Origin of the sequence: Limisphaera ngatamarikiensis, from assembly GCF_011044775.1 — a bacterium.
Classification (GTDB): domain Bacteria; phylum Verrucomicrobiota; class Verrucomicrobiia; order Limisphaerales; family Limisphaeraceae; genus Limisphaera; species Limisphaera ngatamarikiensis.
Genome location: NZ_JAAKYA010000052.1, coordinates 102,590 through 127,568 on the forward strand (window position 1 = coordinate 102,590; position 24,979 = coordinate 127,568).

Annotated in this window: 22 protein-coding genes; 10 read left to right on the top strand and 12 right to left on the bottom strand. The window is 65.4% G+C overall.

From position 1 onward, the window contains the following. Window positions 1-439: 439 nt before the first annotated feature. On the bottom strand, window positions 440-757 hold the full coding sequence (locus G4L39_RS07750) for a hypothetical protein (protein WP_165107228.1): 318 nt from the start codon (window positions 755-757) through the stop codon (window positions 440-442). Window positions 758-1,199: 442 nt separating this feature from the next. Here G4L39_RS07750 and G4L39_RS07755 point away from each other — a divergent pair, with 442 nt between their 5' ends. From G4L39_RS07755 to G4L39_RS07770, 4 genes are all read left to right on the top strand, one after another. Then, window positions 1,200-1,523 carry a hypothetical protein gene (locus tag G4L39_RS07755; protein ID WP_165107229.1) on the top strand — a complete coding sequence of 108 codons (324 nt, stop codon included), beginning with the start codon at window positions 1,200-1,202 and terminating at the stop codon, window positions 1,521-1,523. Then, window positions 1,520-2,020 carry a periplasmic heavy metal sensor gene (locus tag G4L39_RS07760; protein ID WP_165107231.1) on the top strand — a complete coding sequence of 167 codons (501 nt, stop codon included), beginning with the start codon at window positions 1,520-1,522 and terminating at the stop codon, window positions 2,018-2,020. Before G4L39_RS07755 ends, G4L39_RS07760 begins: the two co-directional genes overlap by 4 nt. Further along, on the top strand, window positions 2,007-2,600 hold the full coding sequence (locus G4L39_RS07765; protein WP_165107233.1) for an RNA polymerase sigma factor: 594 nt from the start codon (window positions 2,007-2,009) through the stop codon (window positions 2,598-2,600). Before G4L39_RS07760 ends, G4L39_RS07765 begins: the two co-directional genes overlap by 14 nt. A gap of 651 nt (window positions 2,601-3,251) precedes the next feature. Further along, complete coding sequence (locus G4L39_RS07770) at window positions 3,252-4,094, top strand: inositol monophosphatase family protein (RefSeq protein ID WP_165107234.1); 843 nt, start codon at window positions 3,252-3,254, stop codon at window positions 4,092-4,094. A 109-nt stretch (window positions 4,095-4,203) separates the two neighbouring features. Here the strand turns inward: G4L39_RS07770 and G4L39_RS07775 are convergent, their stop codons facing one another. From G4L39_RS07775 to G4L39_RS07785, 3 genes are all read right to left on the bottom strand, one after another. Then, window positions 4,204-6,909 carry a PQQ-dependent sugar dehydrogenase gene (locus G4L39_RS07775; RefSeq protein WP_165107235.1) on the bottom strand — a complete coding sequence of 902 codons (2,706 nt, stop codon included), beginning with the start codon at window positions 6,907-6,909 and terminating at the stop codon, window positions 4,204-4,206. 175 nt (window positions 6,910-7,084) lie between these two features. Next, window positions 7,085-7,729 carry a DUF4202 domain-containing protein gene (locus tag G4L39_RS07780; RefSeq protein ID WP_165107237.1) on the bottom strand — a complete coding sequence of 215 codons (645 nt, stop codon included), beginning with the start codon at window positions 7,727-7,729 and terminating at the stop codon, window positions 7,085-7,087. Between the two features lie 93 nt (window positions 7,730-7,822). Continuing rightward, the gene (locus tag G4L39_RS07785; RefSeq protein WP_165107238.1) at window positions 7,823-8,638 is read right to left on the bottom strand and encodes a glycosyltransferase family 2 protein; all 816 of its coding nucleotides are present in this window, start codon (window positions 8,636-8,638) and stop codon (window positions 7,823-7,825) included. A 183-nt stretch (window positions 8,639-8,821) separates the two neighbouring features. Here G4L39_RS07785 and G4L39_RS07790 point away from each other — a divergent pair, with 183 nt between their 5' ends. Beyond that, window positions 8,822-11,005: an alpha/beta hydrolase family protein gene (locus tag G4L39_RS07790; protein ID WP_165107240.1), complete on the top strand. Its 2,184-nt coding sequence runs from the start codon at window positions 8,822-8,824 to the stop codon at window positions 11,003-11,005. 149 nt (window positions 11,006-11,154) lie between these two features. Here the strand turns inward: G4L39_RS07790 and G4L39_RS07795 are convergent, their stop codons facing one another. The 4 genes from G4L39_RS07795 to G4L39_RS07810 form a co-directional block, all read right to left on the bottom strand. Then, on the bottom strand, window positions 11,155-12,093 hold the full coding sequence (locus G4L39_RS07795; RefSeq protein ID WP_165107241.1) for a tetratricopeptide repeat protein: 939 nt from the start codon (window positions 12,091-12,093) through the stop codon (window positions 11,155-11,157). Further along, a complete protein-coding gene (locus G4L39_RS07800) occupies window positions 12,090-12,869 on the bottom strand; it encodes an ABC transporter permease (protein ID WP_165107242.1) in 780 nt (259 codons plus the stop codon). The genes G4L39_RS07795 and G4L39_RS07800 overlap by 4 nt, the downstream gene beginning before the upstream one ends. Then, complete coding sequence (locus G4L39_RS07805) at window positions 12,866-13,645, bottom strand: ABC transporter ATP-binding protein (RefSeq protein ID WP_205880865.1); 780 nt, start codon at window positions 13,643-13,645, stop codon at window positions 12,866-12,868. The genes G4L39_RS07800 and G4L39_RS07805 overlap by 4 nt, the downstream gene beginning before the upstream one ends. A 523-nt stretch (window positions 13,646-14,168) precedes the next feature. Further along, window positions 14,169-15,785, bottom strand: a complete 1,617-nt coding sequence (locus G4L39_RS07810) for a hypothetical protein (RefSeq protein WP_165107244.1) — start codon at window positions 15,783-15,785, stop codon at window positions 14,169-14,171. An 891-nt stretch (window positions 15,786-16,676) separates the two neighbouring features. On the opposite strand from G4L39_RS07810, the gene G4L39_RS07815 reads away from it, so the two are divergent. From G4L39_RS07815 to G4L39_RS07830, 4 genes are read left to right on the top strand one after another with little or no spacing between them, the layout of a single operon-like run. Beyond that, the gene (locus tag G4L39_RS07815; protein WP_165107245.1) at window positions 16,677-17,351 is read left to right on the top strand and encodes a hypothetical protein; all 675 of its coding nucleotides are present in this window, start codon (window positions 16,677-16,679) and stop codon (window positions 17,349-17,351) included. Window positions 17,352-17,359: 8 nt separating this feature from the next. Further along, a complete protein-coding gene (locus G4L39_RS07820) occupies window positions 17,360-17,935 on the top strand; it encodes a type II secretion system protein (RefSeq protein WP_165107247.1) in 576 nt (191 codons plus the stop codon). After that, window positions 17,932-18,885, top strand: a complete 954-nt coding sequence (locus G4L39_RS07825) for an ABC transporter ATP-binding protein (RefSeq protein WP_165107248.1) — start codon at window positions 17,932-17,934, stop codon at window positions 18,883-18,885. The genes G4L39_RS07820 and G4L39_RS07825 overlap by 4 nt, the downstream gene beginning before the upstream one ends. Then, entirely contained in the window at window positions 18,882-19,721 is an 840-nt protein-coding gene (locus G4L39_RS07830; protein ID WP_165107250.1) for an ABC transporter permease, read from the top strand. The genes G4L39_RS07825 and G4L39_RS07830 overlap by 4 nt, the downstream gene beginning before the upstream one ends. 78 nt (window positions 19,722-19,799) lie before the next feature. On the opposite strand, the gene G4L39_RS07835 is transcribed toward G4L39_RS07830, so the two are convergent. Beyond that, on the bottom strand, window positions 19,800-20,180 hold the full coding sequence (locus G4L39_RS07835) for a dUTPase (RefSeq protein WP_165107251.1): 381 nt from the start codon (window positions 20,178-20,180) through the stop codon (window positions 19,800-19,802). 497 nt (window positions 20,181-20,677) lie between these two features. Here G4L39_RS07835 and G4L39_RS07840 point away from each other — a divergent pair, with 497 nt between their 5' ends. After that, window positions 20,678-21,823 (top strand): outer membrane beta-barrel protein, encoded by a 1,146-nt coding sequence (locus G4L39_RS07840; protein ID WP_165107253.1) that lies wholly within the window; start codon window positions 20,678-20,680, stop codon window positions 21,821-21,823. A gap of 758 nt (window positions 21,824-22,581) precedes the next feature. On the opposite strand, the gene G4L39_RS07845 is transcribed toward G4L39_RS07840, so the two are convergent. From G4L39_RS07845 to G4L39_RS07855, 3 genes are read right to left on the bottom strand one after another with little or no spacing between them, the layout of a single operon-like run. Continuing rightward, window positions 22,582-23,007: an ExbD/TolR family protein gene (locus G4L39_RS07845; RefSeq protein WP_165107254.1), complete on the bottom strand. Its 426-nt coding sequence runs from the start codon at window positions 23,005-23,007 to the stop codon at window positions 22,582-22,584. A gap of 21 nt (window positions 23,008-23,028) precedes the next feature. Next, window positions 23,029-23,691: a MotA/TolQ/ExbB proton channel family protein gene (locus tag G4L39_RS07850; protein ID WP_165107255.1), complete on the bottom strand. Its 663-nt coding sequence runs from the start codon at window positions 23,689-23,691 to the stop codon at window positions 23,029-23,031. Window positions 23,692-23,730: 39 nt separating this feature from the next. Then, entirely contained in the window at window positions 23,731-24,756 is a 1,026-nt protein-coding gene (locus G4L39_RS07855; protein WP_165107257.1) for an energy transducer TonB, read from the bottom strand. Window positions 24,757-24,979 lie beyond the last annotated feature (223 nt).

Consider the following 24,979-nt stretch of genomic DNA (forward strand, 5'->3'; position numbering starts at 1 on the left):
GGCTGTCCGGCACCATGTCGGGCAGCCGGTCGCAGCGCGTTCCACGCCGGCCCCCCGAGGAACAGGTATCCCGGCCAGGTGCGATCCGGGGCATGGCTTCGTGTTGAATCTGTTCAACCGCATGTCACTCGCCACGGGTCAGGCATCTGAATGACGGAAAACAACCCGGCTACTGCCCGGTCGGGACGATGCCCCCGCCCGACCCGGACGCCGGTTCCCCCATCCGTTCCCCTCCCGCACCGGTTGGTCACCGGAAAGCCTGTCGCCCGGTAATGATCCGGCCGTGGCCCGAAGGACTGGCAGGGGTTGGCGGCGGATTCCACAAGGAACCGCACGGCACGAGTTTTCAGGCACGACAATTCCCCCGCCCGCGGCTTCTCCCCGCGGTTTTTCGCCCGTCAAACCGGCTTGTAACTCGATGGAACCCCGCCGGCCCGCGTCAGTGACCGTTTCCGGTCCTTGCGGCGCCTTCAGGGGCCGGGTTGGGACCCGCCAACTTTGCGAGGTATTTGGCCGGCTCTTTTTGGAAGTCCTTCAGGCAATCCTTGCAACAAAGTTTGATTTCCTGGCCTTCGTGGACAAAGGCGTACGGTTTCCCGTGCCCGTCCAGCTTCTCACCCGAGACCAGGCAAACGTCCAACGGATAGGGTTTGGCCCCGGCTGTGGCACCGCCCGGACCGGAACCACAACCCGTCACAGCCCACGCCAGCAGCGTGGCCGACATGGTCGCCACCGTGAATCGCGTCATCGGTTTCATTCGTGCATCTCTCCGCTCGAGGCCTGCGGCCGTTTCGACCCGAATCCGACCGGCGCACTCAGCCGGCCGATCCCGGTCTCACCCGTTACTACCCCGGCATTCCGGGAATCCCTCATTCTTTTTTCGCGGGTCGCCACCGGGCCAAGGCGGACATCCCGGCGCCACATGTCCGCCGTGAGGGCCGCACCCACGACGGCACCTGCGGGCCGAAGTGCCACGGCGGGGCGCGGCAACAGTCCCGGGTCCGGCTCCGCGCCGTTTCGGCCGGGTACCCGTGCCCGCTGGCTCGGCCCCCTCTGAGGGATTTCCGGGTTGCCGGTGTACCAACTCATGGGGGCGCACCCCCCGCGCGCCGGCACGGTTGCCACGAACGCGATCCGGAAGTTAGGCTGGTCCGGGTTAAATGCGCGTGCGGTGGCCGAATGCGCCCGGATCAGAGACCATGAAACATCAGGATCCAACCGGGGAATTGAAGCTGGACGAGCTGTTACGGCGGGCTCGACCGGAGGTCCGGTTGCCCGCAGGGTTCGCAGCCGGTGTATGGCGCCGGATTGAAGCCGTGGACGCGTCCATCGGGTTCACCGGCGAACCGTGGTGGATGCGGTTGGTGGCACTGTGGCTGGAACCGCGTCGGGCACTGACCACGTTGTTGGTGGTCTGCGTGCTGGGGATGGCGACCGGGTTGGTGCAGGGTTGGCAACAGTCCGAACGCCTGGCCCGGGAACGTTACGTCGCGCGGGTCAGTCCCGTTTCTCCCTGGCCATGAATGCACGTGTTGCCGCCTGGATTCTGGCCTGCGCGGTGGTGGTAAGCGTGGGGTTGTTTCTCGGTGCCGCCCGGCTGACGGCGCACTGGTCAGCGGCACGCTGGAGCAATCCCAATGATGATTTGGAATGGCTGCGCCGCGAGTTTCGGTTGGGCAGGGAGGAACTGGCCCGGATTCGCCAGCTTCATGAGGGTTACCTGCCGGTTTGCCGGGAATGGTGCGCGCGGATCGCAGCCAAGAAGGCGGAACTGGAAGAGGAGTTGGTGCGGGGCGGAGGATTCACGCCGAGGGCGGCGGAACTGGTGCGGGAACTGGCCGGTTTGCGCGCCGAATGTCAGGTGGCCATGCTGCGGCATTTCGACGAGGTCCGCCGCGCCATGCCGCCGGAGCAGGGTCGGCGCTATTTCGAGGAAATGCTGCGACTGACCCTGACGACGCATGAGGCCACCGAGCAGGCCATGGCCCGGCAACAGCACGCAGGTCATGAGCACCCCTGATCCGGACGAGCTGGACCGGCGCAGCATGCAGCGCCTGGCCGCCGGCGACGACGCGGCCCTGGACGAACTCATGGAGCGACACGGCCCGGCCGTTTACCGTCTGTTATTGGGCCTGCTGCAAAACCCCGAAGATGCACTGGACCTTGCCCAGGAAACTTTCGTGCGCCTGTACCGGGCCCGCGCCCGGTTCCGTCGTACAGACCGGTTGGTCCCCTGGCTGTACACCATTGCAACCAATTTGGCGCGGAACCGCCTTCGCTGGCGGCAACGACATCCCACGATTTCCTGGGAGTCCCTTGCCGGCGAGGATCGCGCCGACCCGGTCCCGGCAACTCCTTCGACCCCGCAGACCGCATCCTCTCCGGCCGATCAGCTCATGACGGAGGAACGACTCGAGGCGGTGCGCCGGGCCGTGGCGGAGCTGCCGGCCTCTTTGCGCGAAGTGGTGGTCTTGTGTGAATGGGAGGGGCTGTCCCAAGCGGAGGCTGCCACCGTGCTGGGCACCACCGTCAAAGGGGTGGAATCCCGCCTGTACCGCGCCCGCCAGATCCTGCGGGCGCGGTTGCAGCCGTGGCTCTGAAGCGGCGGCGGGCCTCGTCCGCGCCCTGTTCCAACAAACCGCAGAGGCGTATCGATTCAACAACCCACCGGCCATCCAATCCAGCGCCAGCACAGCCGGGTTGATTGGGGGCGGGAAAGGTGGGATCCGGCCGGGGTGCGCACCGCCGCAGGCCCTCCCACTCCAAAATTCCGGCCAGGGCTTGCAAGTTGAACTCCGCTCGATTCGGATCCCGTGGCGTTGCACGCATCCGTTTGACAGTTGGAACGGCGGGGACATTCCGGCCCCGTTCTCTTTCACCTCCCGGATGTGCCTTCATTCAGAGTGCAGTGCGTTCCACCTGGCCCATGGGCATGGGCCCCACCGGGGTCGGGAAGGTTTTCGAGCCGCAACGCATGGAAAACCTCCCTGCAGGGCCTGAAACCGGTCTGCGCCTGATAGGTATCCCTGCCCGGCAAATGAGCCGCGGGGGAGGACAACGACCCTTCGCGCCTACCGGTGCGTTCCGGACGGTTCCCCGGTGGCTCCAAACCGCGGTGGGGTGTGTGTCCTCCCCTGCCCGGGCTGCTCGGCTCGTTCGTCCGGCAGGCGGAAATTCTGCTTGCCTTGGAGGGGCGAATTGGTGTCGCTACCCCGTGGGCACTGCGGGGAGGCAGGCCACCAGAAGGTCTTATGGAAGAGACGTTGTCGTTGAGGACATTGCGGTCTGCGTTGAAGGTGGCCACGGAAACGGCCGTGGCCGCCGGCGAACAGCTGCGTCGGCATTTGCACTCGGCCAAGGCGATTCAGTTGGCCACGCATCATGACGTTAAACTCGAGCTGGACGTGCGCACCCAGGAACAGATCCAGCGCCGGCTTCGACGGGCTTTCCCGGAGATTCCGGTGGTGGGGGAGGAAGGTTCCTGCGGGGACGCCTCCACCGAGGTGCGCTGGGTGGTGGACCCCATCGACGGGACGGTGAATTTTGCCCATAACATCCCGCACGCTTGTGTCTGCATTGCCCTACAGGTGCGTGCCTCGCGGGTGCCCCCGGAAATGCCGCGCTCTTGTGGCACCGCGGCATGGGTGACGATGGTGGGGGTGATCCATGACCCGTTTGTGAACGAGGTGTGGACCGCCGTTCGGGGCGAACCGGCCCGGTTGAACGGGCGTGTGATCCGGGTCAGCCGCACTGCGCGGTTGCAGGAGGCGATGATCATGATCGGCTTTTCCAAAACGCGGTCCAACCTGGAGAAATCGCTCCCCTACTTTGCCTGGCTGGCCCGGCGGGCGCGAAAGGTTCGCATCATGGGCTCGGCCGGACTCGGCCTGGCGTACGTGGCCTGCGGACGATTCGATGCCTACATCGAGCGCCAGGTTCGGTTGTGGGACATTGCCGCAGGTGGGTTGCTGGTCGAGTGCGCCGGCGGCCGCTTCTGGACGCGGCCGTGGTCCGGTTCCAACACCGGCCGCGAGGCCTACGTCATGGTGGCCAGCAACGGCCTCCTGGACGCCCTTTTGCCGCGGCCCAAGTGACCGGGGCTCATCGCCGATCGACAACCGGGCCGCCACTGCTTCGTGCGGCCGGTCCGCGCCGTCTCGTCAGACGGGCACAGCGCCGGGGCACGCGGGTTCATCACGGTTCTCAGGGCGCTTCCAACGAGGCCCGGTAAAAGCCCCGTGAACGTTCCGAGGGTAGGAGGAACTCCACCCACCGGCCCTCCGCGGGGAAAGTCCTGGCGGGCACGGGCAGGGCTGTCCAGATCACGGGCGGTTGAAGTTCCGGAGTAAACTCGATCCGGACGCTCCGGTTGGCCGGCTGCCAGACCCGCAATCGCACGGATCCGTCGGATCCGACCATGACCGTCAACGGCCAACGGTCATGGCCGTCCTGCGGGTTCGTTCCCGCCAGAAACTCAAGTTCGTTCGGATCACCGTCGCCGTCGGGATCTGCCGCCGGCGCCGCTTCCGGCCCGGGAGGATCGCCGAAGCTGCGCCGTTGCCAGGCTTCCCACGGTTCCCAATCGGTCAGGCCATCGCGAATCCACGCCGTTAGCAGTGCCACGGCCTCTTCATCCACCAAGGTGGAGGCAATGGGCGGCATCTGGCCGGGCCCGCGTACGGCGATTCGACGCAACAATTCCGACCGATCCGGATCGCGCGGGGCCACCAACCGCCGGGTATCACCCGGGGCGGCGTGGAACAGGGGCATGTCCAGAAGTCCGGCCTCTGCGGTCCGCGTATTCAGGCGGGCATCCCACCGGGCCATCTGAACCCCGCCCGGATGATGGCATTGCGCGCAGTTCACGGCCAGCCACGAGCGCACACGATACTCCAGACTCACGGTTGAATCCCCGGGGGCGGCCAGGGCCCGCCAGCCGGCGGTGTTGGTGGGCGGATGGGTGAAGTATCCGGCAGCCGCCAGGGCCAGGATCTGGTTTGTTACAAACCCCTCGTAATCGTGGTCCCGATTCAGTTGCGGCGTGTTGAATCCCAGGGCAAAGCCTGCCGAGGTCCGGTGACACTGGAGACACTCGACCCGACTGGGATAACGCCAAACCTGGGTGCGCAACACCGAGCCGTCGGCCGCGTATATAATCAGCGGCTCGTCCAACCCTTCTTCAGGGACGAGCCAGGCGTTCGTGGTGGCGTCGCCCCAGCGATACGTGACACCGTAGCCGGCCTGCCCGTCGAACACCAACAGGCGCGTCTCCAGGCGCCGGGCGGATTCCGGCACCCCATTGGTCAGTTCCAGCTCAAAATGTTTCACCCACACCGTGCCCGCGGGGAACCGCCAGGGATCGTCAGGGGAGAACTCCATGGTTTGGGAGGGGTCGGGAATGGAGAACCACCGCTGTTTGCGGGCGCCGTCCGACCAGAACGGCAGATTCAACTCATACGCCACCACGCCGGGGGCGGGCTTGAGCCGGGTCAGATCCTCGAAGGCGCCGGTCTCTGCCAACGTGGCAGGGATCGGCGTGCCGGTGAAGTTGGTGTTGTTGATGATGCGGCGGATCACGGAGTTGGTGCCGAACCGCAGGTCGACATACAACACGTCGCCGTTACGGGGGTCCCGGCCAAAGGCCGAGATTCCGCCGGCGTTGAACGGGCCACCGAGCGGGTTCTGAAACAGCAGCCGGTTCTCCAACACGTTCGTGCCGTCGGTTTTCAGGGCCCAGATGCGGCCGCTACCATAATCGCCGTACACATACGCGCCGTATAAATCGGGAAAGCGGTGTCCCCGGTAGACCACACCGCCGGTTACCGAGTAACCCAGCGACCGACCATAATCGAGCAGGGGCCGTGCATGCTGGAACCCCGGCGGGATCTGCGCACTGTTGGTCCGCTGGAAGTTGCCCTCGAAATAGCTCCACCCGTAGTTGCCACCGCGCCCGATGAGGTTGATCTCCTCGCGCGTGGACTGACCGACGTCGCCGCAAAACAACCAACCCGTCTCGGGATCGAAGGCCATCCGCCACGGGTTGCGCAATCCCACCGCCCAAAACTCGGTTCGCACCCGGGCCGGATCCACCGGGCGCCCGTTGAACGAAGTGGCCCCCACAAATGGATTGTCCGGCGGAACCCGATATTGCCCGGTCACCGCCGGATGCGGGTTCGGCGGCAAACTGCCCGGCCGCTGGTCCACGTCCAGACGCAGGATGCCGGCGAAAAAGTCCCGGTCAATCCGCTGGCTGTTGCCGTATTGATCGTGCGCGCCGCCCTCGTCGCCCAGCGACACATAAAGGTACCCGTCCGGCCCAAAGTGCAGGTCCCCACCGTTGTGGTTCGACGCCTGATCGTACTGAACCAGGAGACGGACCTCGGAGTTCGGATCCGCGCGATTTGGATCGTCGGCCCGGGTTTGAAATCGCGACAGAATGTCGTGCAGGGCGTTGGTCCCGCCCGGCACCGCCGTGGTGGCCGGGCCGGTGTAAAACACGTAAAAGTACCGGTTGGTGGCGTAACCGGGATGGAACGCCAGCCCGAGCAGCCCCCGCTCGTCGCTGACATTCAAACTCGTGCTGACCCGAGCGCTGATGTCCAGGAACACTGTCCGGGTGGGTTGCGCCAGGTTGGTGATCACCACGATCCGGCCCGACTTCTCCACCACAAACAACCGGTTGGTTTCGCCCGGGGGCGTGGCCAGGGCCACCGCATTGGTGAACACCAGACCCAGAAACGCATCCTCGAAGGTGTACCCCAACCGACCGGGAACCAACGGCATCCGCAGCGTGGTGTTCGGCTCGCGCTGCAACGGCCCGGCCTGCGCGGATCCCGGCACCCATCCATCCGCACAAAGACCCAAGCCGCAAAGGGCGGTACAAGCCCGGGTTATGGTTCGGATTCGCATGACCCACGAACGTTGCCCCGGCTCCATGCCCTGTCAAAGCCCGGAAGACGCCGCGCCGCCACCCCATGAAGCCCTGGTCGAAGCCACTCCGGGCAGTGCCCCGAGAGGCCGGGGCTCCCCGACGTATCCATTGCCCACCCCGATCCCGGGCTTCGGGCGATACCCGCCCCACGTTTCAGGGTTCCTCCGCCCCCGTTTCCCCGCCCTCGGCCATCGCGATCGCCCGCGCCAACAACCCCCGCAAAGGCTCCGAATAGTGCAGCCCCAGGGCGGCCGTACGGCCGGCGGGCGACATCTTTTTCCACGACCGCGCCAATGCGTTCAACAGCTTCTCCTCGGAGGTCTTCGCGGCCAGGTCTTCAAGCTGATGCTCCAAAAACACCAGACACAACGCGTCTTCGAGCACCTGCATCTCGGGGTCGTGGGGCAGGCCCTTCTTGAGATTCAGCTCCTGCACCCGCCGCACCATCTCCTCCGGATACCCCACCTCGCGGAGGATCCGACCGGATTGCTCGGCGTGGAACCGTTGCAGCGTGGTGCGCCAGCGCAGGTAACCGGCGCGGTCCATCGGGAACGATTCCCGCGGAATCTCCCATCGCCGCAAATGCTGGCACCGTGCCGCCAGCCGCAACGCCTCCCCGGCCTGCGGACAAAGTCGCACGACCCATTCGCTCAGCCAGCGCGCATACACCAGTTCGCGCGGCAGACGTTGCCCGTCCACCTCGATCGTGTTGGGATCCCGCGCGTTTTCCTCATCAAACCGGCGGATCGCCTCGGCAAATCGCGTCGGATCACTCGGTTGGAAACCCTCCGTCACCATGGCCCTTCCAACATGCCGGGAAACCGCCCCGGCACAACCGCCCCGCCGTCGATCGCAGCCCTTCGTATGCCCCGCGCAGAGCCATGCCCGGCCTCAGGGTGTCCGACCCGGTTCGGCCGGGCCGGATGCGGCCGGGCCTGTCGCCTCGGGCACGACCCGGTCGGCCCGCAACGCCCGGGCCCGGTACCAACGCATGGCCAGACAATCCACAATGCCGCGCCAGAGCCGGTTGCCGATCCCGTACTTTGACTGCCCCCGCGTGCGCGGCCGGTGGTTCACCGGCATTTCCACCACCTCGTAACCCTGATACCGCAACACCGTGGGCAGAAACCGGTGCAGTCCGTTAAAGGGAATCAGTTCCCGCAACGCCTCGCGCCGCATCACCCGCAACGCGCACCCGGCGTCCGTCACCCGGTCCCCGGTCACCACGTTGCGAAATGTATTGGCCACGCGCGAGGACACGCGCCGAACCCACGAATCCCGGCGTTTTTGTCGGATGCCGCACACCGCGGCCACACGGCCCTGAAGTCGCGCCAGCATCGCCGGCAGATCGCGGGGATCATTCTGACCGTCGGCGTCCAGGGTCATCACGATCTCGCCGCGGGCATGGGCAAAACCCGTGAGAAAGGCCGCGCTCTGGCCCGCGTTGAACCGGTGTCGGACCACACGGAGCCATGGCCGGCACCGGGCCAGCCGTTGCAACTCCTCCACGCTGCCGTCGGTGCTGCCATCGTCCACGGCCAGCACCTCAAATGCATGGCCCAGCCCGCGCAGCACCTCTTCCAGCTCCGACAGCAACGGTTCCAGGTTTTCGCGCTCGTTGTACACGGGCAACACCACCGAAAACCGCGGTGCCCCCTCCGCGGGGGCACGGTTTTCCCCCGCAGCTGCGCGTGCGTCCAGGTTCATCTGGCTGTCCATGGATTTGCCTCTTATCCCGCGCATCTTACGGCACGTCACCCGGCAAAAACAACCGCGGTCCCCACGGCCGTTCCCTGCATCACCGCGCGCATCCGCCCGAGCCTGACGTCTCGTCGGCCCGCGACCGTTTCCGGCTGGCGCAATCCGTTGCCACGGCTCATCCTGCAGGCCATGCGTCCGGCAACGCGGTTTTCCACCAACGCGCGCACGGTCCACGCGTCGCGAATTCTTCCCCGGGCCGCTCGGAGAGTTGTCAACCCCCGGGAGGGAACGGATGAAGGCTCCCGGGGCCTGCGCCGGCCGGCAACAGCCCTGCTGCACCGCGCCGGGAGCGTTTTCCTCGGACTGCTGACCTTCGCGGCGGCAACTTCCACCGTTCCCGCCCAGCCCACGGTTCGAACCCACAACACACCCCGCACGTTCGAACCTCCCGTCTCACGGGCGGACTGGGAAAGCCGCACCCGTCAGATCCGGGAACAAATCCTCGTCAGTGCCGGGCTCTGGCCCATGCCGGATCGCCCACCGCTCCGCGTCCACCGATTCGATCGCACCGACCACGAAGGTTTCACCGTCGAAAAGGTCCTGCTTGAAACCTGGCCCGGCTTTTACCTGGGGGGCAACCTCTACCAGCCGCGTGACCGCGGCAACGGCCCGTTCCCGGCCGTGCTAAATCCCCACGGACACTGGCCGCTGGGCCGGGCCACGCCATCGCCCGATGGCGGGTTCCCCGCCCGCTGCATCCATTTCGCCCGACGCGGCATGGTGGCCTTTGCCTACGACATGGTCGGCTACGGCGACACGTTTTTCGCCCCGGACGGCCCCGCCCGGTTCGACGCCGCCACTTTCGACCAACGACACCGCGCCTTCCCCGAGACGGACACCGCCCGGCTGTGGAGCGTGAACCTCCTGGGGCTCCAGCTCTGGAACAGCCTCCGCGCCCTCGATTTCCTCTGCAGCCTGCCCGAGGTGGATACCAACCGGATTGGCGTGACCGGCGCATCCGGCGGCGCCACGCAAACCTTCCTGTTGGCGGCCGTGGACCATCGCCCCGCCGTCGTCGCCCCGGTCTGCATGGTCTCCCATTCCATGCAGGGTGGCTGCGTGTGCGAAAATGCTCCGGGCTTGCGCATCCGGTTCTCAAACCTCGACTTCGCAGCCGCAGCCGCGCCGCGACCGCAAATCCTGGTGGCCGCCACCGGCGATTGGACCCGTACCACCCTGGAGATCGAAGGCCCCGCCATCGAAACCGTCTACCGGTTGCTCGGCGTCCCGGATCACCTGCGCTATGTTCGCTTCGACGCCGGTCACAACTACAACCGTGCCAGCCGCGAAGCCGTCTACGCATGGTTCGAACGCTGGTTGCTGGGTGAACCGGACCGACCCGCCTCACCCGAGCCACCCTGCCCCACTCTCCCTGAACAACAGCTCTGGATCGGGGATGACCCGCGCCGACCCCAACCCACCCTCACGGCCGAGGACTACATCCGCACACGCATCGAAATCCGCCGACGCCAGTGGGAATCGCTCCTCCCCAAACGCCGCGACGACTTCAACTCGTTCCGGCTCGTGGCCCGGCCGCTCTGGTTCCACACCCTCCAGCTGGCGCCCCCCGACCGACCGCCCACGCTGCGATTCTCACCCCTGCAGGGCTCGACCACCACACGCACGGCCCGTTTCGAAATCCACGACCCCGACCTGCCGGAACCCATCGAGGGTTTCTATCACCTGCCCGCCCCCGAACAAACCCGGCCCCAACGCGCCCACTGGATGGTCCTGCTTCTCACGGACCCCGCCAACGGAGCCGGGTCCGCGTCGCAGACCCGTCTCATGGCCGACCTCCTGCACGAGGGCCATACGGTCGTCACCATCTCCCGATTCCCGGCGGTTCCGGCGCCCGAGGCTTCGCCCCATTTTTACACCTACAATCGCACGGCACTGCAGGTCCACGTCCGGACGGTCGTCGCCCTCCTGCGCAGTGTGGCCAACCTGGCACCTTCAGGTGCCCCGCCCAAAGGCCGGCTGCTGTGGGGATCCGGCCGGGCCGGCCTCTGGGCCCTGCTCGCCGCTCCGGAGGCCGACGCAGTGGTGGCCGACCTGGAACACATGGACCTGCAGGACATCGAACGACTCGCGCAACCCGACCTGTTCTGCCCGGGTTTCCTCGCCATGAACGGACCTCTCACGCCCGTCCTGCTGGCCGCACCCCGACCGCTCTTTCTGGCCCGCGCCGAACCTGCGCTGCCCGCCCCAACACTTCGACAACTCTACGCCGAGCTCGGTCGCCGCCGCGCCTTGCAGATTTCCGATGGCCCGCCGGAGCCGCGTCGTGTTCTCCCGTGGTTGCGGAGCCTCTGAGGGCCAAGCCCGGCCCTGACCTGTCCGCCCGCTGGCGCGCGCCGTCCACCCTCGAACACCGGCCGGGAGGATCCAGCACCCGACAGCCCCTCACACCGCGCCCACGTCCAACGGGTGGGGCAACCTTGCTGCACCCCCGGCTCACCCGATCAATGCATCCCCGACAGCCGATCGCGTAACGACGCCACCCGCCGGGCAATCGCCTCCGGTTGCGGCGACAACTCCTGCAGTTTCGTCCAGTACCGGATCGCTTCCTCGTAGTTGCCCAGATCCTCTTCCATCTGCGCCCGCATGCCGACAATGCGGCTCAGCACCAGGCGGTTGGTCTCGTTCAACACCGGGTTGTGCGCGTGCCAGGCCCGTTCCGCCGCCTGCCACAGATGCCGCGCGCGGTCGGCGTTCCGTCGGTGCTGCCAGGCCAATCGGCCCAGCTCAAACAAGATTTCCTCACTGTCCGGATTGGCCCGCAACCCGCGCCGCAGGAACGCCTCCGCCTGATCGGGCTTCCCCAACCGGTTGGCCAGCCAGTACGCGGCCGTGGTGTACACCTCGATCTGATGTGGATCAAACTCCGCCGCCACCCGCAACCACGGCAACACTTCCGCTTCGGTGCGTCCTCCGGACAGATGTGTATGCTCGGTGACCTTGAAATGCCGGCTCAACCGGTCAATCCAATCGCGGGGCGGGCCCATGAAACCGCCCTCCACCTCCTTGCGACCTTCTTCATGCTCATGGCTTCCCCGGCTCACCTCCCCGAAAGCAGCCGCGGCCAGCATCCCGCCACCGTCCCTGGACTCCGCGTTGTGGCCGTCGTGATCGTGAGCGTCCGCGTCCACCCCGTGTTCGCACGCCTGCCGCGCCTGATCGAAAATTGAGGGGTAATAGCCGCTGTGCAGGTACACGTCCGCCTTCACGAAAAAGTGGTTGGCAAACAGCCGGCGTCCGTCGCCCAGCAACGTCCACAGCAGACTGTCGGCCTGTGCGCGCCGGCCCCGCCATGCTTCCGAGCGCGGCTCCAGCCATGCGCCCAGGCCCATCGCCAGGACAAGGCCGGCTGTCCACACCAGGGCTGTGATTCGACCCGTCATGTCGGCAACGCCTTCTTGCGGAATATCCACCACGCACCCGTGAGGAACAGCCCGGCATACACCGCCGCGTACAGCGTCGCCACCCCCATTGCGCCCCATGCCACCGGCGGATGCTCGTGAATCAACAGGTCACGCACATCGAACAACTCCAGATGCGGCACGGCAAAGTACAGGGCGTACAACACCGAGCCCCACGGATCCGGCTGCGCGGCCGCCATCACGTTCAGATGACCCGCCAGCAAAAGAATCCCCGCCACCACAATGAAACAAATCGTGCTGTTCACCGAGGGCGCACTGAACACCAGCGACCCCAGAATCGCCATGCTCACCACCACCCCCAGCATCATCCAGTGCAGCCAAAACGCCTGGAACCCCAGCGTCCATGAACCCGGCGCGCCCTGCAGCGCCCCCACCACCAGGTAAAACCCGTAAAACAGCGCCAGCGCCAATCCCGTCGCCAGCCATACCCCGGCAAACTTGCCCAACACCACCTGCGCCCGCGTCACCGGCTTGGCCAACAACGGAAAGATGGTCCGGCTTTCCCGTTCGGCCGGGATCTGACGCGCCGCCGTCACCACCGCAATCACCAGGCCCGACACCCAGATCAACAACAACGTCACCTCCCGCAAATACCGCACGACCCGCACGTCCTCAAAAAAGTCCACCGAAGCCAGCAACAACGTGATCAGAGCCGTCAGCACAAACAGGACGTAAAAGTCCTTCCGCCGATACAGCTCCTTCACCACCACTCCGGCCAGTGCCCACAACGTTTTCATGCCGCCAGACTCGTCGGATACCCGATAATCCGCAAAAACACCTGCTCCAAATTCGCCTGGTGACTCCGCACCAGATCCTCCACCCGACCCTCCACCTTCAGCTCACCCTGGTGCACGATCGCAACCCGATCGCATACCGTCTCCACCTCCCCCAGTTCATGCGACGAGAAAAACACCGTTTTCCCCTCGTTCTTGAGCCGCTGAATGATCTCCCGCACCTTCATCCGTCCCAGCGGATCCAGCCCGCTGGTCGGTTCGTCCAGGATCAACAGGTCCGGGTCATTGATCAGGGCCTGCGCCAGCCCCACCCGCTGCTGCATCCCCTTGGAATAATGCTTCAACGGCCGGTGCCGCGCCGACTCCAACTCCACCAGCTTCAGCAACCGATCAATCCGCCGATCCAGCTCGGCGCCACCCAGCCCAAACAGCCGCCCGTAAAACCGCAGGATCTCCTCCGCCGTCAAAAACCGGTAGTAATACGTCAGCTCCGGCAGATACCCTATCCGCTGCCGCGCGATCGGATCCTTCACGTTCACCCCAAACAGGTACGCCTCGCCCCCGGTGGGCCGAACAAACCCCAACAACACATTCATCGTCGTCGTCTTGCCCGCGCCGTTCGGCCCCAGAAACCCAAAAACCTCCCCGGGATACACCCGCAAACTCAGATCCTTCACCGCCACCTTGGGCGGCTCCCCCCGCCGCGCCGGCGGATACTCGACGCGCAAATGCTCCGTCTTCAAAATCGGTTCCACACTTGGCGGGCCAGCAGTTTTCATGCCTGACAACACCCCCACAACAAGCGTCCAAACGGATCGTAACTTATTTGTGTAGAGGCATTTGCTGAAGATGCCGCTCTGGCCCTGTCACCCGGCCCGGCAAATCTTGCCCAAAATGCGGTTTTGCATGTCTCATCCCGGGTCAACTCTGCCCGGCTCACCCGCAGCAGACGCCCAACCCGGCGCAGCCACGCCGGTGCGTCCGGCGCAAGAGCCGGCGGAAGCGGCGGAAGCGGGCTGAAATCGGCGCCAGAAGCGCACGTTACGTAAGAAAAACAGATGGGAATCACGAAGCCGTCGCTCAAAAGCCGCGTTTTTCAGCAGTCTGCTGCAGCGTGCTTGCTGAGCCCCAACGGGGGCTCGGCTCGAGTCGCCGGTTGGCCCGGCTATCATGCTCCGGGCCCAACGGCTGAACCCGCTCGTCGCAGTCCCGCGGGCTTCTTGAATCAACGCTGCGATGCCGGGGTTTGCCGCGGAAGGGTGCTCCGATTCAGCCCGGCACCCACACCGTGTCCGGGGCCGGTCATGGCCTTTTCTCCAGTTCCTGCCGTACGGCGATGGGAACGTAACCAACTTCCAGCCCGCGCGGCGGCGTAACAATCAAAGCCGGGTCCAAGCTCGCCAGCGGGCCAAAGTCGGGCGGTGGCAGGTAGTTGCGGTCCTTGGTCCAGGCGCGATGGAGCTTTTCAACGCGCTGCTGGACGGCCTCACGTTCCTCAGGGGTAAGGTCCGCGTTCAGCATGGCCGGCTGATCGGCAAACCGGTACCAATAGTAGGTCACCACACTGCCGTCTCCCAGCCGGGCTTTGAAGGGGCCTGCAACCGGTCCCGGCTTCTTCCAGCAGCTTTCCGGGTCTTCCGGCGTGGTCCGTGGCGGTTGGGGCGGTTCTTTCGGCGTTTCAAAGCGGTATTGTTTCAGGCCCAGCTCGTCCGGAACCTCTTCGGCCGAGACGACCACCCAGCGTGGCTTGTCCCCGTCGCTGGCCAGGCGGAAGAACTCGGGAAGCCTTACCAATCTGCCCGTGGTGCGGGTGAGTTCCCGGTTCCATCGGATGCCCAGTGTCAACGGGTCGGGCGTGACGAAACTGGCGAAGGAGCCCCACGCCAACGGCGCAGCCTGTTTCCGATCCACGCCTGGCGGAAAAAAGGCCCAGGTGGACCCCCCGGAGGCTCTGAACCTCTGCGTGGCAGAGGCTGAGGCCTGGATCAGCCCGTCGGCGGGCGGCCCGCCTTCGAACCAGCGGCGGACCCGGTCCCACAAGGCAGCCCTCGTATAAACCGTGTGCCGATGCAGCAGCACCGACTCGCCGGAGGGGCCGATCGGAAACAATGTCGGTGCCAGGCGGGCAAACCAGGTTCCATCACGACTCCGACTGAAAACGGCCGGAATGTGCTGGGTCTCCATCTGGATGGCCTTGTTGGGGTCGGACGGAGCCGTGTCGAGCAGCTTGCCCGCCCACTGGGGATTCTTCAGTAACGCGCGGGACCAAAAGTAGGGCGTGAAGAAGGCCACGGGTCCCTTGAAGTTGGCCGTGTTCAAAAACAGCGTCCAGCATTGATTGCCGGTCGGCACGTTGCGCCCTGCGGTGGTGGGTTTGGGATCCATCAGCGGCAGGGGCAAATAGCCGTAACCGAACAGTTCGCCCTGCACGCCCTGCTTGAGATTCAGACCGTCCAAAGGAAACAGCAGCCAGGGACTGAGTTGAACCACGCCGTAGAGACCGCGCTCCTCTTCCCAAGTGCCCGCGCCGTAACCCGGGCCGTTGGCGATCACCGAAAAGTTCGGGCCCACCCCGCCCATGATGAACTTCGGCGTGGTGGTGGGGAAACGTGTGTCCCGCCACCAACCAAGCCCGCCCTCAATGTCGGTGTAGCATTCTTCCTTTGGTTGTTGCCCGGGTTCATGCAACGGGAACATCCAGGTGCTCGGCAGCCCGGTCTGGAAGTCGTGCCCCGGGTAATGATCGAGAAGCGGCCAGGCGGCCACGTACATGGAAAAACCGGCGTTGAACTCCCAGGGCAACCGTTCCCCGTCGAACAGCAGGTAGCCATACATTTCGCCGCGCTGCACCTGCCCCGGCAGCGATGGCGTGGCCAGGCCCATGCCCAACACGGCGTAGATGACAAGGGATGATTTCATAGTCGAGTGGATGCGCATGATCCCGCCGATCCGCTTGCCGCTTCCATCACGCCTGCCCATGACCGAACCCACACGGGCAGCCAGCCGTACAATGTACCGGCAAGCCGCAGTACCGCCGGTTGCCACGCCTCCGAGCCGGGGAAGGTTGACCACACGGCTGAACACCTGCGCGATGGGAATGAAGCGGAAGGTTTCACGGCCCGTCTGGTCCCGGTTGTTCTTTTGCCCCCCATGATGACAACAAGGGTTGCCGGTTCAAGCTCGGGAAGCAACCGGCGAAGCCAACAGGCTGTGCCGCAAGTCTCATGGCCCGGGCAATCCCCTGCAGCGAAAGTTCAGCAAGGGACCGCGGTTACCACCCCGGGCCTGCCGGAACGCCACCAGCCCTGCAAGGGCCGGCACCTCTCCGGCAGGCCCTCTGCCTGCTGCGACTGTGACCGGATCAATTGTCACAGCGTTTTAATCCATGCAATCATGGCCGGCGTTCTTGTGCCGGTCTCGTGCCCTCAGGGTCCACGTGCGTCGTCACTGCAAGCAAAAATGCGGGCCTGAAGATCCGAACCTCATTGCCTGTGCGGCGGCGTTGCAAGCACACCATTTAAAAAAGAGAGCCCTGGAATGGACCCGGTCACCCGCGGTTCGCCCCGCCGCGCGGTCGTCAGCAGGGGTGAACCTCCCCGCGCCGGCTCCCGTTGAGAGCACAGGCGTAGGTCCGGGTTGCCATGCTCCCGGTCCCGCTCCTTCCGGAAGGGTCATGGCCGACGCGGCCCATGCCACCGGCATCTCCACTCAGGCAACCGGGGCAGCTTTATGGAGCCAGGTGTGGCGGGCCTCTCGAGTTCCTGGCGCGTTGACACCGGCCCTTGAAGGTCACCCAAGGCTGCTGAACCCGTGGAAACAAATCCGGGTTCGTTCTTGGCCCGGCTGGCCCGACCCGACTACCTTTGGAACCGGATGAACCGGCGCATCCGGACATGGTTCTGCGGAGCGGCCGCCCTGTTGGCCGTCTGGGGCCTGGCCTTGACCTTGTACCACGGGTTCGACCGACAAAAGGTCACCGCCGACCGTATCCGGCAGTGGATGGAGAGTACCGACCTGGCCCGGCTCCAGGGCCGGGATCGCGCGCACGCATTGCAACAGCTGGCCGACTGGATCAATGCGCTGCCATTCGAGGAAAGGCGCCGGCTGCGCCTGAGCGGCCTGTGGACCAACTGGTTCGCCGCCATGACCGAAGCCGAACGCGCCGCTTTTCTGGATGCCACACTTCCCACCGGCATGGAGCAGATGCTTTCGGCCTTCGAGGAACTCCCACCGGACCGGCGCCAACGAATGCTGCGGGACGCGCTGCGCCGGCTCCAGGAGGCCGCCACCGACCTCGGCAACGAAGTCGTCGCCCCCCCTCCGGGCTGGAGCGAAGAACTCCAACGCCAGGTGGCCGTGCACGGCTTGCGCGCGTTCTACGCCCGGAGTTCCGCCCAAACCAAGGCCGAACTGGCGCCCGTGCTCGAGGAGATCCAGCGACTGATGCAGAGCGGCCGCTGGATGCGCGGCGGCGGCCAACCTTGACCGCAACCATGCCGGCTCGACGCCCCGCCCATCCCCACCATTCACACCCCCTGCCGGCCTTTACCCTGTGGGAACTGCTGGTTGTCATGGCCATTTTGTCCCTGTTGACGGCCCTGTTGTTGCCGGTCCTGGGTCGTGCGCGCGAGGCCGGCCGGGCCACCGCCTGCACGGGACACCTGCGGCAGATCGGGCTCGCCCTGCAGATGTACGTGGACCAGAACCGGCAGCGGTTTCCGGTCATGCGGGATCGCGCTCCCGACACCAACGCCGTACCTGCGACCGTCGTCCTGCCCACGCCGGATGAGGTGCTGGCGGACGAGGTCGGTAACCGGGCCGTGTTCCGTTGTCCCTCGGATGGCGCACGTCTGTTCGAAACCACCGGTTCCAGCTACGCTTGGAACAGTCTGCTCAACGGGCAACCGGCCCATGATCCGGAACTGTTTGGCCTCCGGTTTGGCGCCACGCGGGTGCCGGTGTTTTTCGACAAGGAACGGTTTCACAAGGCCCGCGGCGACCGTCGCGCGGTGAACTACCTGTACGCCGACGGCAGCGTGCGGAATCTGCTGGTGCTGGAGGGGCCATGAACCCGGTTGCCATTGAAGTCCGGCATGTGTCCAAGCGGTTCGGGCGCCGACCGGCGGTGGAGGACCTGAGTTTCAGTGTCCCGGCCGGGGCGGTGTGCGGGTTGCTGGGTCACAATGGCGCCGGCAAAAGCACGGTCATCGGCATGATCCTCGGCCAGGTCTGGCCGGACGCCGGCGAGGTGCGCGTTCAGGGCTGGGAGGTCACGCGCCACCGCGCCCGTGCCCTGGCCCGCGTCGGTGCCCTGTTCGAAACCCCGGCCTTCTATGAAGAGCTCAGCGCCCGGCGCAACCTGGAAATCTTCAGCAGCTACACCGCGCCGGTCTCGCGCGCGGAAATCGCCAATGCCTTGCAGCGCGTGGGCCTGAACGGCAACGAACGTGCGCCGGTGCGCACCTTCTCCCACGGCATGCGCATGCGACTGGCCCTGGCCCAGGCCCTCCTACCCGGACCGGAGATCCTCATCCTCGACGAGCCCGGCGAGGGACTGGACCCCGAGGGCATGTATGAACTGCGACAAATGATCCGGCAGCTCCACCGGGACCTGCGCCTGACCATCCTCTTCTCCTCGCATCGGCTGAATGAGGTGGAGGAACTCTGCACGCATCTGGTCGTGCTGCGCCAGGGCCGGAAAGTGTTTGACGGTCCCTGGGACCGTTTGCAGTCGGCCTCGAACCTGGTGCGCCTGGAGGCGGAGCCGTTTGCCGAGGCCGTGGCTGCCCTGGCCCGGGAGGGGTTGATCCGCCACAGCGGGCGCGACCCGGAGGGCGGTTGGGTCATCCCGGCGCCCGGCGTGGAAACCGACACCCTGGCCCGTCGCCTGGTCGAGTCGGGATACCGACTCCGCGAGATCCACCGGCCGCGCGCGTCGCTGGAAAGTCTGTACCTGAGCCTGATGCAACGGCCCACCCCTCCGGTCACCGAAGCTGCATCCACCACCGACCGCGTATGAAACTCCGTCACGCCGTCCGCAACGAGTTCTGGAAACTGTTCGGCAAAAAGCGAACCTACATCGGCTTCGTGATGTTTTTCCTGGCGCAGCTGGTTATGCTGCTGCTGTTCCAGCACACCCGCTGGCAGACCAGCATGGCCCGCCTGCTGGAGGGGAACGGTTACATCGCCGCGGAGTTCATGTCCGCCCTCACCGTGGCGGTCATCATGTTGATCCCGCAAATCCTCCTGTTGATGCCCCTCTATGCCACCCTGGTGGGAGGCGATCTGGTGGCCAAGGAGGCCGAGGACGGCACCCTCCGCATGATCCTGGCCCGGCCCATTGGGCGCCTGGAGCTGCTTACGGCCAAGTGGCTTGCCGGAGCCGGCTTTGCCATTCTGTTGGTGCTGGTGTTGGGCGGCACCGCACTCGGGCTGGCCCGACTCTGGTTCCCGTGGAAGGGGATGTTCGTGTTTGTGCCCGGCCAGACCTTCGCCCTGCTGGACAGCGGAACCGGGCTGGGCCGCTACGTTCTGGCCCATCTCTTTTTGGCGTCCAACGCCTTCACCATGCTGAGCCTGGCCTTTATGTTTTCCTGTTTCCGGGTGCGACCGGCCGCGGCCACAATTCTGGCGCTGTCCTACCTGTTCTTGAACCTCGTGCTGGAGTCCATCCCCTTCTTCGACCGTTACGAGCTCTGGTTGCTGCCCCACCATTTTCGGTGTTGGCTCCGCGTCTTCAACACCCCGATCCCGTGGTGGGACATCCTGCAATCGCAGGCGATCCTGGCCGCCGTGAACGCCACCACGTTCATCGTCGGCGCGGTCGCGTTCCAGTCCCGCGACTTTAAGAATTGACCTGCCCGGCCCAACCTCCGTTGACGGACGGGCTGAACGCGGACACCACCCTCGAGCCGCGCCCGGGCCCCACGCCGTTCAAATGTGCCGGGAATCAGTCTCGTCCTTGACAGTGTACCCGGTTTCCTGGCGCCGGAAATTCACCTCGTTCTTTTTCAGGTACGCCTGGTAAACGTCCTCGGCGCTCATTCCCAGGACCTGGGCCAGACTGATGAGAAAATGAAACAGGTCCACCACCTCCACACGCGCGTTTTGTTCGTCGAACTTTTGGTACCGGGCCCACCATTTCCAAGGGACGCTGTCGGTCAGCTCGGCGATCTCCTGCGACATGGCGCGGCAATAATTCAGGATCCACTGCACCCGCTCAGCCTCGTTCATCCCCTCGGTGCGCACGCCGATGCGCTCGTTGAGGGCGCGCTGCAAACGCCAGAGTTCCTCAAGACGATCCGGTTGATTCATAGGACACCGTACCATAGGCCGGGCACGGCCGCGTTGAACAGTTCAAAACCCCCGCCAACCATGTCGCATCGGCCACCCGCCAGGCCACCCCGAACCAGGGTCCCCGGGAGAGACAGGTAAACGGGACCGCGCCCCTCCGGGAGGCCGGTGCATCGGCCCCGCACCCCGCGGCTCTCCATCCTCGGAGACCGCCTCCGCGCGGCCGGCAAGAACCGGAGGACACGGAGGACCGTGCCCCTCCGGGCTCCCTGGCATCCGACAGCAGCCCTGCGAAACCCCTGCCATGAACGGGGCCGCCGGGCGTGTACCGCCCGAGACCTAGGTCATCAAAAAACCCCGAAAATCGCGCAGAAAGTTGTTGCGTCCACGCCGGCGACCCGCTAAACAGTGCCACAGCATTGCACCGAGTTGGTGCAGAGCCGGCGCGACCAAACCCGCGACCGGTTCTGCAGTGCGATCGGAACCATTGAAAAACCAAACCTGAGACGGAGGAACTAATGAAACTGAATCAGTGGACGTTGGGATTGGCGGCTGTGGGGGTGATCAGCCTGCCTTCGGCCCTCCGGGCAGAAGAGGCGGCTGTGCCCGTGATGACGGCTCTCTCTTCCACAACCATCAGCGGCTACGTGGACACCTCGGCCCAATGGAACCCGGGCACGGGAACAGGTGGCAACATCGGCTTGCCCTTTCAGCCGACGCTGTTCGGTGGCACGGACAAGGTTGATGGGTTTAACCTGAACGTCGTCCAACTCTCGATCTCCAAGCCCTTGGACGAAACCGACTGGGCGGCCGGCTATCGGGTGGATCTGTGGTTCGGCCCGGATGCCAACACCTTGGGCACGCAATCCACGCTGAGCACCGGAAGCAGTGACCTGGCAATTCGTCAGGCCTACGTGGCCACACGGGTCCCGGTCGGCACCGGACTGGACGTGAAGATGGGTGTGTTCGACAGCGTGATCGGCTACGAATCCATCGCTGCCGTGGACAACCCCAACTTCACCCGGTCCTATGGTCGGACCATCGAGCCGCGGACTCATACCGGCGTGCTGGCCTCCTATCGGGTCAACGAACTGATCAGTGTCTCCGCCGGCGTGGCCGATACGGTGGGTCCGCAGATCAACAGCCGCGCCTGGCCGGTTAAAGCCGAGTCGTACAAGACCTACCTCGGCTCGGTTGCCATCACCGCCCCCGACAGCTGGGGCTGGCTGGCCGGTTCCACCCTGTACGGCGGTGTGGTCAACGGTTTCAGCGGTTCGGACAACACGACCAGCTGGTACTTGGGGGGCACAGTAGCCACCCCGATCGAAGGTCTACGCCTCGGCGCCGCGTGGGACGTTCTTGATTTCCACAACATTGGCCTTGACCACTGGGCAGTGAGTGTGTACAGCTCGTTCGCCGCCACCGACCGGCTCAGCCTCCATGCCCGTGGTGAGCTGATCACTGGTGTGGCTGGCCTGACTGGCAAGGACAACGTTCAGGTCTGGGCCCTGACCGGTACAGTTCAGTACGACTTCTGGAAGAACGTACTGACCCGCGCCGAGGTCCGCTGGGATCACGCCGACGAGGGCAAGTACTTCAGCGCCAACAACGGTCTGCGCCGCAACTCCGTGCTGTTCGCGGCGAACGTGATCTACAAGTTCTAACGGCCTGACACGGTCTCTACCAACCCTCCCGGGGCCTACCCGGGAGGGTTTTTTTTCTTTCAAAGGCCGTCGCCCACCCACCCTGGGCTACGGACCTTGCCGCCAAGGGTTTCACCCGAGAAAACAAAGAGCGGATTGACCTCAAACCAGGCCGGTCGCGATCGGCGCCTCGTCCGAAAGGCACCCCGGGCGCAAATGCCAACGCCATGGGCGCACGAGCCCTCGAGCTCGAACTTTTGCGGACCGCGGGCAGACGGCCCCTCCCAGGGAACCATTGCAGGATGGGCACAGCCCCCGAGCCCGTTGATTGGGTAGCACACGCCACCCTGGAAGGGTCGCCGCAACCGAAAACGTTGAGCAGGCGAAGCGCCCGCCGGGAGGGGCGCGGCCCCCCGCTCTCGCCGATTCTTGCGGACCACGGGGCTGCGGGTCCACCCAACCTGTCGGAGCACGCAGGAGCGCAGCGATGGGACCTCATCTGGAGGGGTCACAGTCCTCGTGCCCCTGGATTCACCACAGAAGCACAGAGAACACGGACGCAATGCACGGAGGCGCGTTCAGGAAAAAGTCGCACGGGGAGCCTCCTCGATGCCCGCCCTTTGACCCGGAGTGTACGGCCACCGTCTCTGCCGGTTCCCGAGCCGGCGCAGGTCGGTTCACTTGCCACCAAGGGCTCCTGTTCCCGGCCAACCTTCCTCAGCCCACCAGGGTCCCGTCAGAGCCCCGACATTGCCGATCCAGCGTCCACCCGTGCATCGTTAAGGGCGGCTGGGTTCTCGCGCGAAGGCATTCACCATCCGGATCCCGGCTTCTCTCGCCGCATCCATGACCTTGACGATCTGCCCGAAAGGCGCCTTCTCATCCGCGCTGAGTGCCAGCCGAAGGTTGGGATGTCGGGATGCCTCCTCCCGCAGCCGCGCGGCCAGGGTGGCCAAGTCCAGCGGCGCGCCCTCCGTTCCCCACCACAACCGACCCTCCGCATCCACAGCGATCACCAGCGGGGCCTCCTCATGCGTGTCCACCCGACGCGCCTGCGAGGACTCCGGCAGCGCCAACCGCACCGCCGGGTGCTGCTTGAAGGTCGTGGTGACCATCAGGAAAATGATCAGCACGATCAATACATCAATCAGCGCCACGATGATCACCGTGGGCGGTCGCCGCTGGCTTCGAAGCCGAAATCTCATGGTTTTCAGCCGCCCGCAGGTTCACACGCGCCGGACTGCCGCGCGCGCGGACATGCCGGCCCCGGCCCGCCCCTCGGGGGAAGCCGTGGCCCCACACTCTGCCGCACGGTATTGCCGGCGCAAAAACTCGTCGCAGATCGCCTCCATCTCCACGGCCAGGGTTTCCACCTTGCGGTTGAAATAACTCCATGCGATCAGAGAGGGAATGGCGATCAGCAGCCCCAGCAACGTGGCGTTCAGAATCAGTGCAATCCCCTGCGCCAGCCGCGCGGCGTCGCCGAGACCGGCCTGACCGATGTTGGCAAACAGGCTGATCATTCCGACGATCGTTCCCACCAACCCCAGCAGCGGTGCCACGCCCACCGCCACCTCCAACACCACCAGGCCGCGTTCCAATCGCACCACCTCGTGACGGGCCCGGGTCTCCAATGCCGAGACGGCTTCCTCCTTCGGCCCGGCCAGGTGCTCCATGGCCAGCAACAGCAGTCGGCTCAGGGGTGAGGGATGTTGTTCGCACACGCGGCGCAGCATGGGAACGTCCTCACGCCCCTGACACGATTCCACCGCTGCTTCCACTTCCGGCGGCACCACCTTCCGCCACCGCAGGGCCACCCCGCGTTCGATGATGAACGTCAGGCTGACCAACGACGTCAGCACCAGCAGTACATACACCAAGGTTTCCATAACATCTGTCTTTCGCGCCCCGGACCCCGCGCCACCCGGTCAGTTGTAGTAAAAAGTGAACTGGACCTTCCGCACCTCGCCCTGGATCAGCCGGCGCAGCTCACGCGGCCAGGGAGGATACGGAGCTGGATCCAGCACCGCCATCTCGCACAACAACGACAGGTCCAGTCCCACGGTAGCCTCCACCACCTGCAGGTCCGTCACCCGCCCGTCACTGTGCAACTGAAACCGCAGAACCACACGCCCCCGCTGATACCCCGGGTACCGCTTGGCGTCCAAAAGGGCATACCACCGATCAGCCACCGCCCGCACAAACGCCGCATCATAATCACCAAATGGACTGGCCTTTACGTCCAGGGATTCAAACTCCAGCCGGGCGCGCACCCCGCCCTCCTGACGCATCCGTTCGCCGGGCAGGGACTGGGCACCCTGCCGGGCCCGGGCCTCCGCCAATGTCCGGGGCCGGGACGGGCGCGGGGCCTCCACCTGTGCCGGCGGCGTTTCCGGTTGGTTCCCGGCCAGGGCGAGGTCCCCCTGCGGCCGCGGTTCAGCCGGGGTTTGGATTGGTGGCGGAGGCGGAGGTGCTTCGGGTTGTACCGGTCGGGCTACTGCAGGTTGCAACGGTTGATACTCCTCGACGGCGGGCGAGCCCGCTCCTTCCTCCGTCTTGGGCACCTGTTCCTGTGTGCCGGTCAAACGCGGTCGTTCGGTCTCCTGATCCGCCTCCCGATTGGCCGCGCGGGCGTTCCGGTCGGAATAAAACGGCGTGTCGGGCGGCGGTTCCTCCGTGGCCTGCCGGGGCGATACCTCCACAAACACCAGGGGAGTTTCGGGCCGTTGCAGGGACTCTTCCTTCTCCGCCAATGCACGCGCCAGCTGATGCGCAAACCGAAGCCGTTGCGGCAGGAGCCAGTCCGACGGCAAATCCAAGTATCGGGCCACCCGGTAACCACCGTACACCAGCAGATGGATCAGTACGGACAGGGCAAAGGCGCGTGCCAGCCGGGTCCATTCCCGGCCGGTGCCTCTCCAACTCCATGCCCTGGCGCTCCCTGTACTGTCCATTTCGCCCTAGCTTGCCCGAGGCTCTCCCGATGTGCAACCGGGCCGGCAACCCCGTCCGACTCAACGCCCGCCAAAGATTCACCCTGCCCTCGGACGCCCCGGATGCCGGGGCAATCGCCGGTCATCCCCGGTAATCAAGCCTTCGCCACATGTGATGGTCCATCATCCCCGTCGCTCCACGTTCAGACTCTGCCGCTCAATGGCCGTCGCCACCTGTATTCGA

Excerpts from the sequence above, each read along its gene's own strand:
- G4L39_RS07750 (WP_165107228.1), bottom strand. The coding sequence starts at position 757 with ATGAAACCGATGACGCGATTCACGGTGGCGACCATGTCGGCCACGCTG.
- G4L39_RS07755 (WP_165107229.1), top strand. The coding sequence starts at position 1,200 with ATGAAACATCAGGATCCAACCGGGGAATTGAAGCTGGACGAGCTGTTA.
- G4L39_RS07760 (WP_165107231.1), top strand. The coding sequence starts at position 1,520 with ATGAATGCACGTGTTGCCGCCTGGATTCTGGCCTGCGCGGTGGTGGTA.
- G4L39_RS07765 (WP_165107233.1), top strand. The coding sequence starts at position 2,007 with ATGAGCACCCCTGATCCGGACGAGCTGGACCGGCGCAGCATGCAGCGC.
- G4L39_RS07770 (WP_165107234.1), top strand. The coding sequence starts at position 3,252 with ATGGAAGAGACGTTGTCGTTGAGGACATTGCGGTCTGCGTTGAAGGTG.
- G4L39_RS07775 (WP_165107235.1), bottom strand. The coding sequence starts at position 6,909 with ATGCGAATCCGAACCATAACCCGGGCTTGTACCGCCCTTTGCGGCTTG.
- G4L39_RS07780 (WP_165107237.1), bottom strand. The coding sequence starts at position 7,729 with ATGGTGACGGAGGGTTTCCAACCGAGTGATCCGACGCGATTTGCCGAG.
- G4L39_RS07785 (WP_165107238.1), bottom strand. The coding sequence starts at position 8,638 with ATGAACCTGGACGCACGCGCAGCTGCGGGGGAAAACCGTGCCCCCGCG.
- G4L39_RS07790 (WP_165107240.1), top strand. The coding sequence starts at position 8,822 with ATGCGTCCGGCAACGCGGTTTTCCACCAACGCGCGCACGGTCCACGCG.
- G4L39_RS07795 (WP_165107241.1), bottom strand. The coding sequence starts at position 12,093 with ATGACGGGTCGAATCACAGCCCTGGTGTGGACAGCCGGCCTTGTCCTG.
- G4L39_RS07800 (WP_165107242.1), bottom strand. The coding sequence starts at position 12,869 with ATGAAAACGTTGTGGGCACTGGCCGGAGTGGTGGTGAAGGAGCTGTAT.
- G4L39_RS07805 (WP_205880865.1), bottom strand. The coding sequence starts at position 13,645 with ATGAAAACTGCTGGCCCGCCAAGTGTGGAACCGATTTTGAAGACGGAG.
- G4L39_RS07810 (WP_165107244.1), bottom strand. The coding sequence starts at position 15,785 with ATGAAATCATCCCTTGTCATCTACGCCGTGTTGGGCATGGGCCTGGCC.
- G4L39_RS07820 (WP_165107247.1), top strand. The coding sequence starts at position 17,360 with ATGCCGGCTCGACGCCCCGCCCATCCCCACCATTCACACCCCCTGCCG.
- G4L39_RS07825 (WP_165107248.1), top strand. The coding sequence starts at position 17,932 with ATGAACCCGGTTGCCATTGAAGTCCGGCATGTGTCCAAGCGGTTCGGG.
- G4L39_RS07830 (WP_165107250.1), top strand. The coding sequence starts at position 18,882 with ATGAAACTCCGTCACGCCGTCCGCAACGAGTTCTGGAAACTGTTCGGC.
- G4L39_RS07835 (WP_165107251.1), bottom strand. The coding sequence starts at position 20,180 with ATGAATCAACCGGATCGTCTTGAGGAACTCTGGCGTTTGCAGCGCGCC.
- G4L39_RS07840 (WP_165107253.1), top strand. The coding sequence starts at position 20,678 with ATGAAACTGAATCAGTGGACGTTGGGATTGGCGGCTGTGGGGGTGATC.
- G4L39_RS07845 (WP_165107254.1), bottom strand. The coding sequence starts at position 23,007 with ATGAGATTTCGGCTTCGAAGCCAGCGGCGACCGCCCACGGTGATCATC.
- G4L39_RS07850 (WP_165107255.1), bottom strand. The coding sequence starts at position 23,691 with ATGGAAACCTTGGTGTATGTACTGCTGGTGCTGACGTCGTTGGTCAGC.
- G4L39_RS07855 (WP_165107257.1), bottom strand. The coding sequence starts at position 24,756 with ATGGACAGTACAGGGAGCGCCAGGGCATGGAGTTGGAGAGGCACCGGC.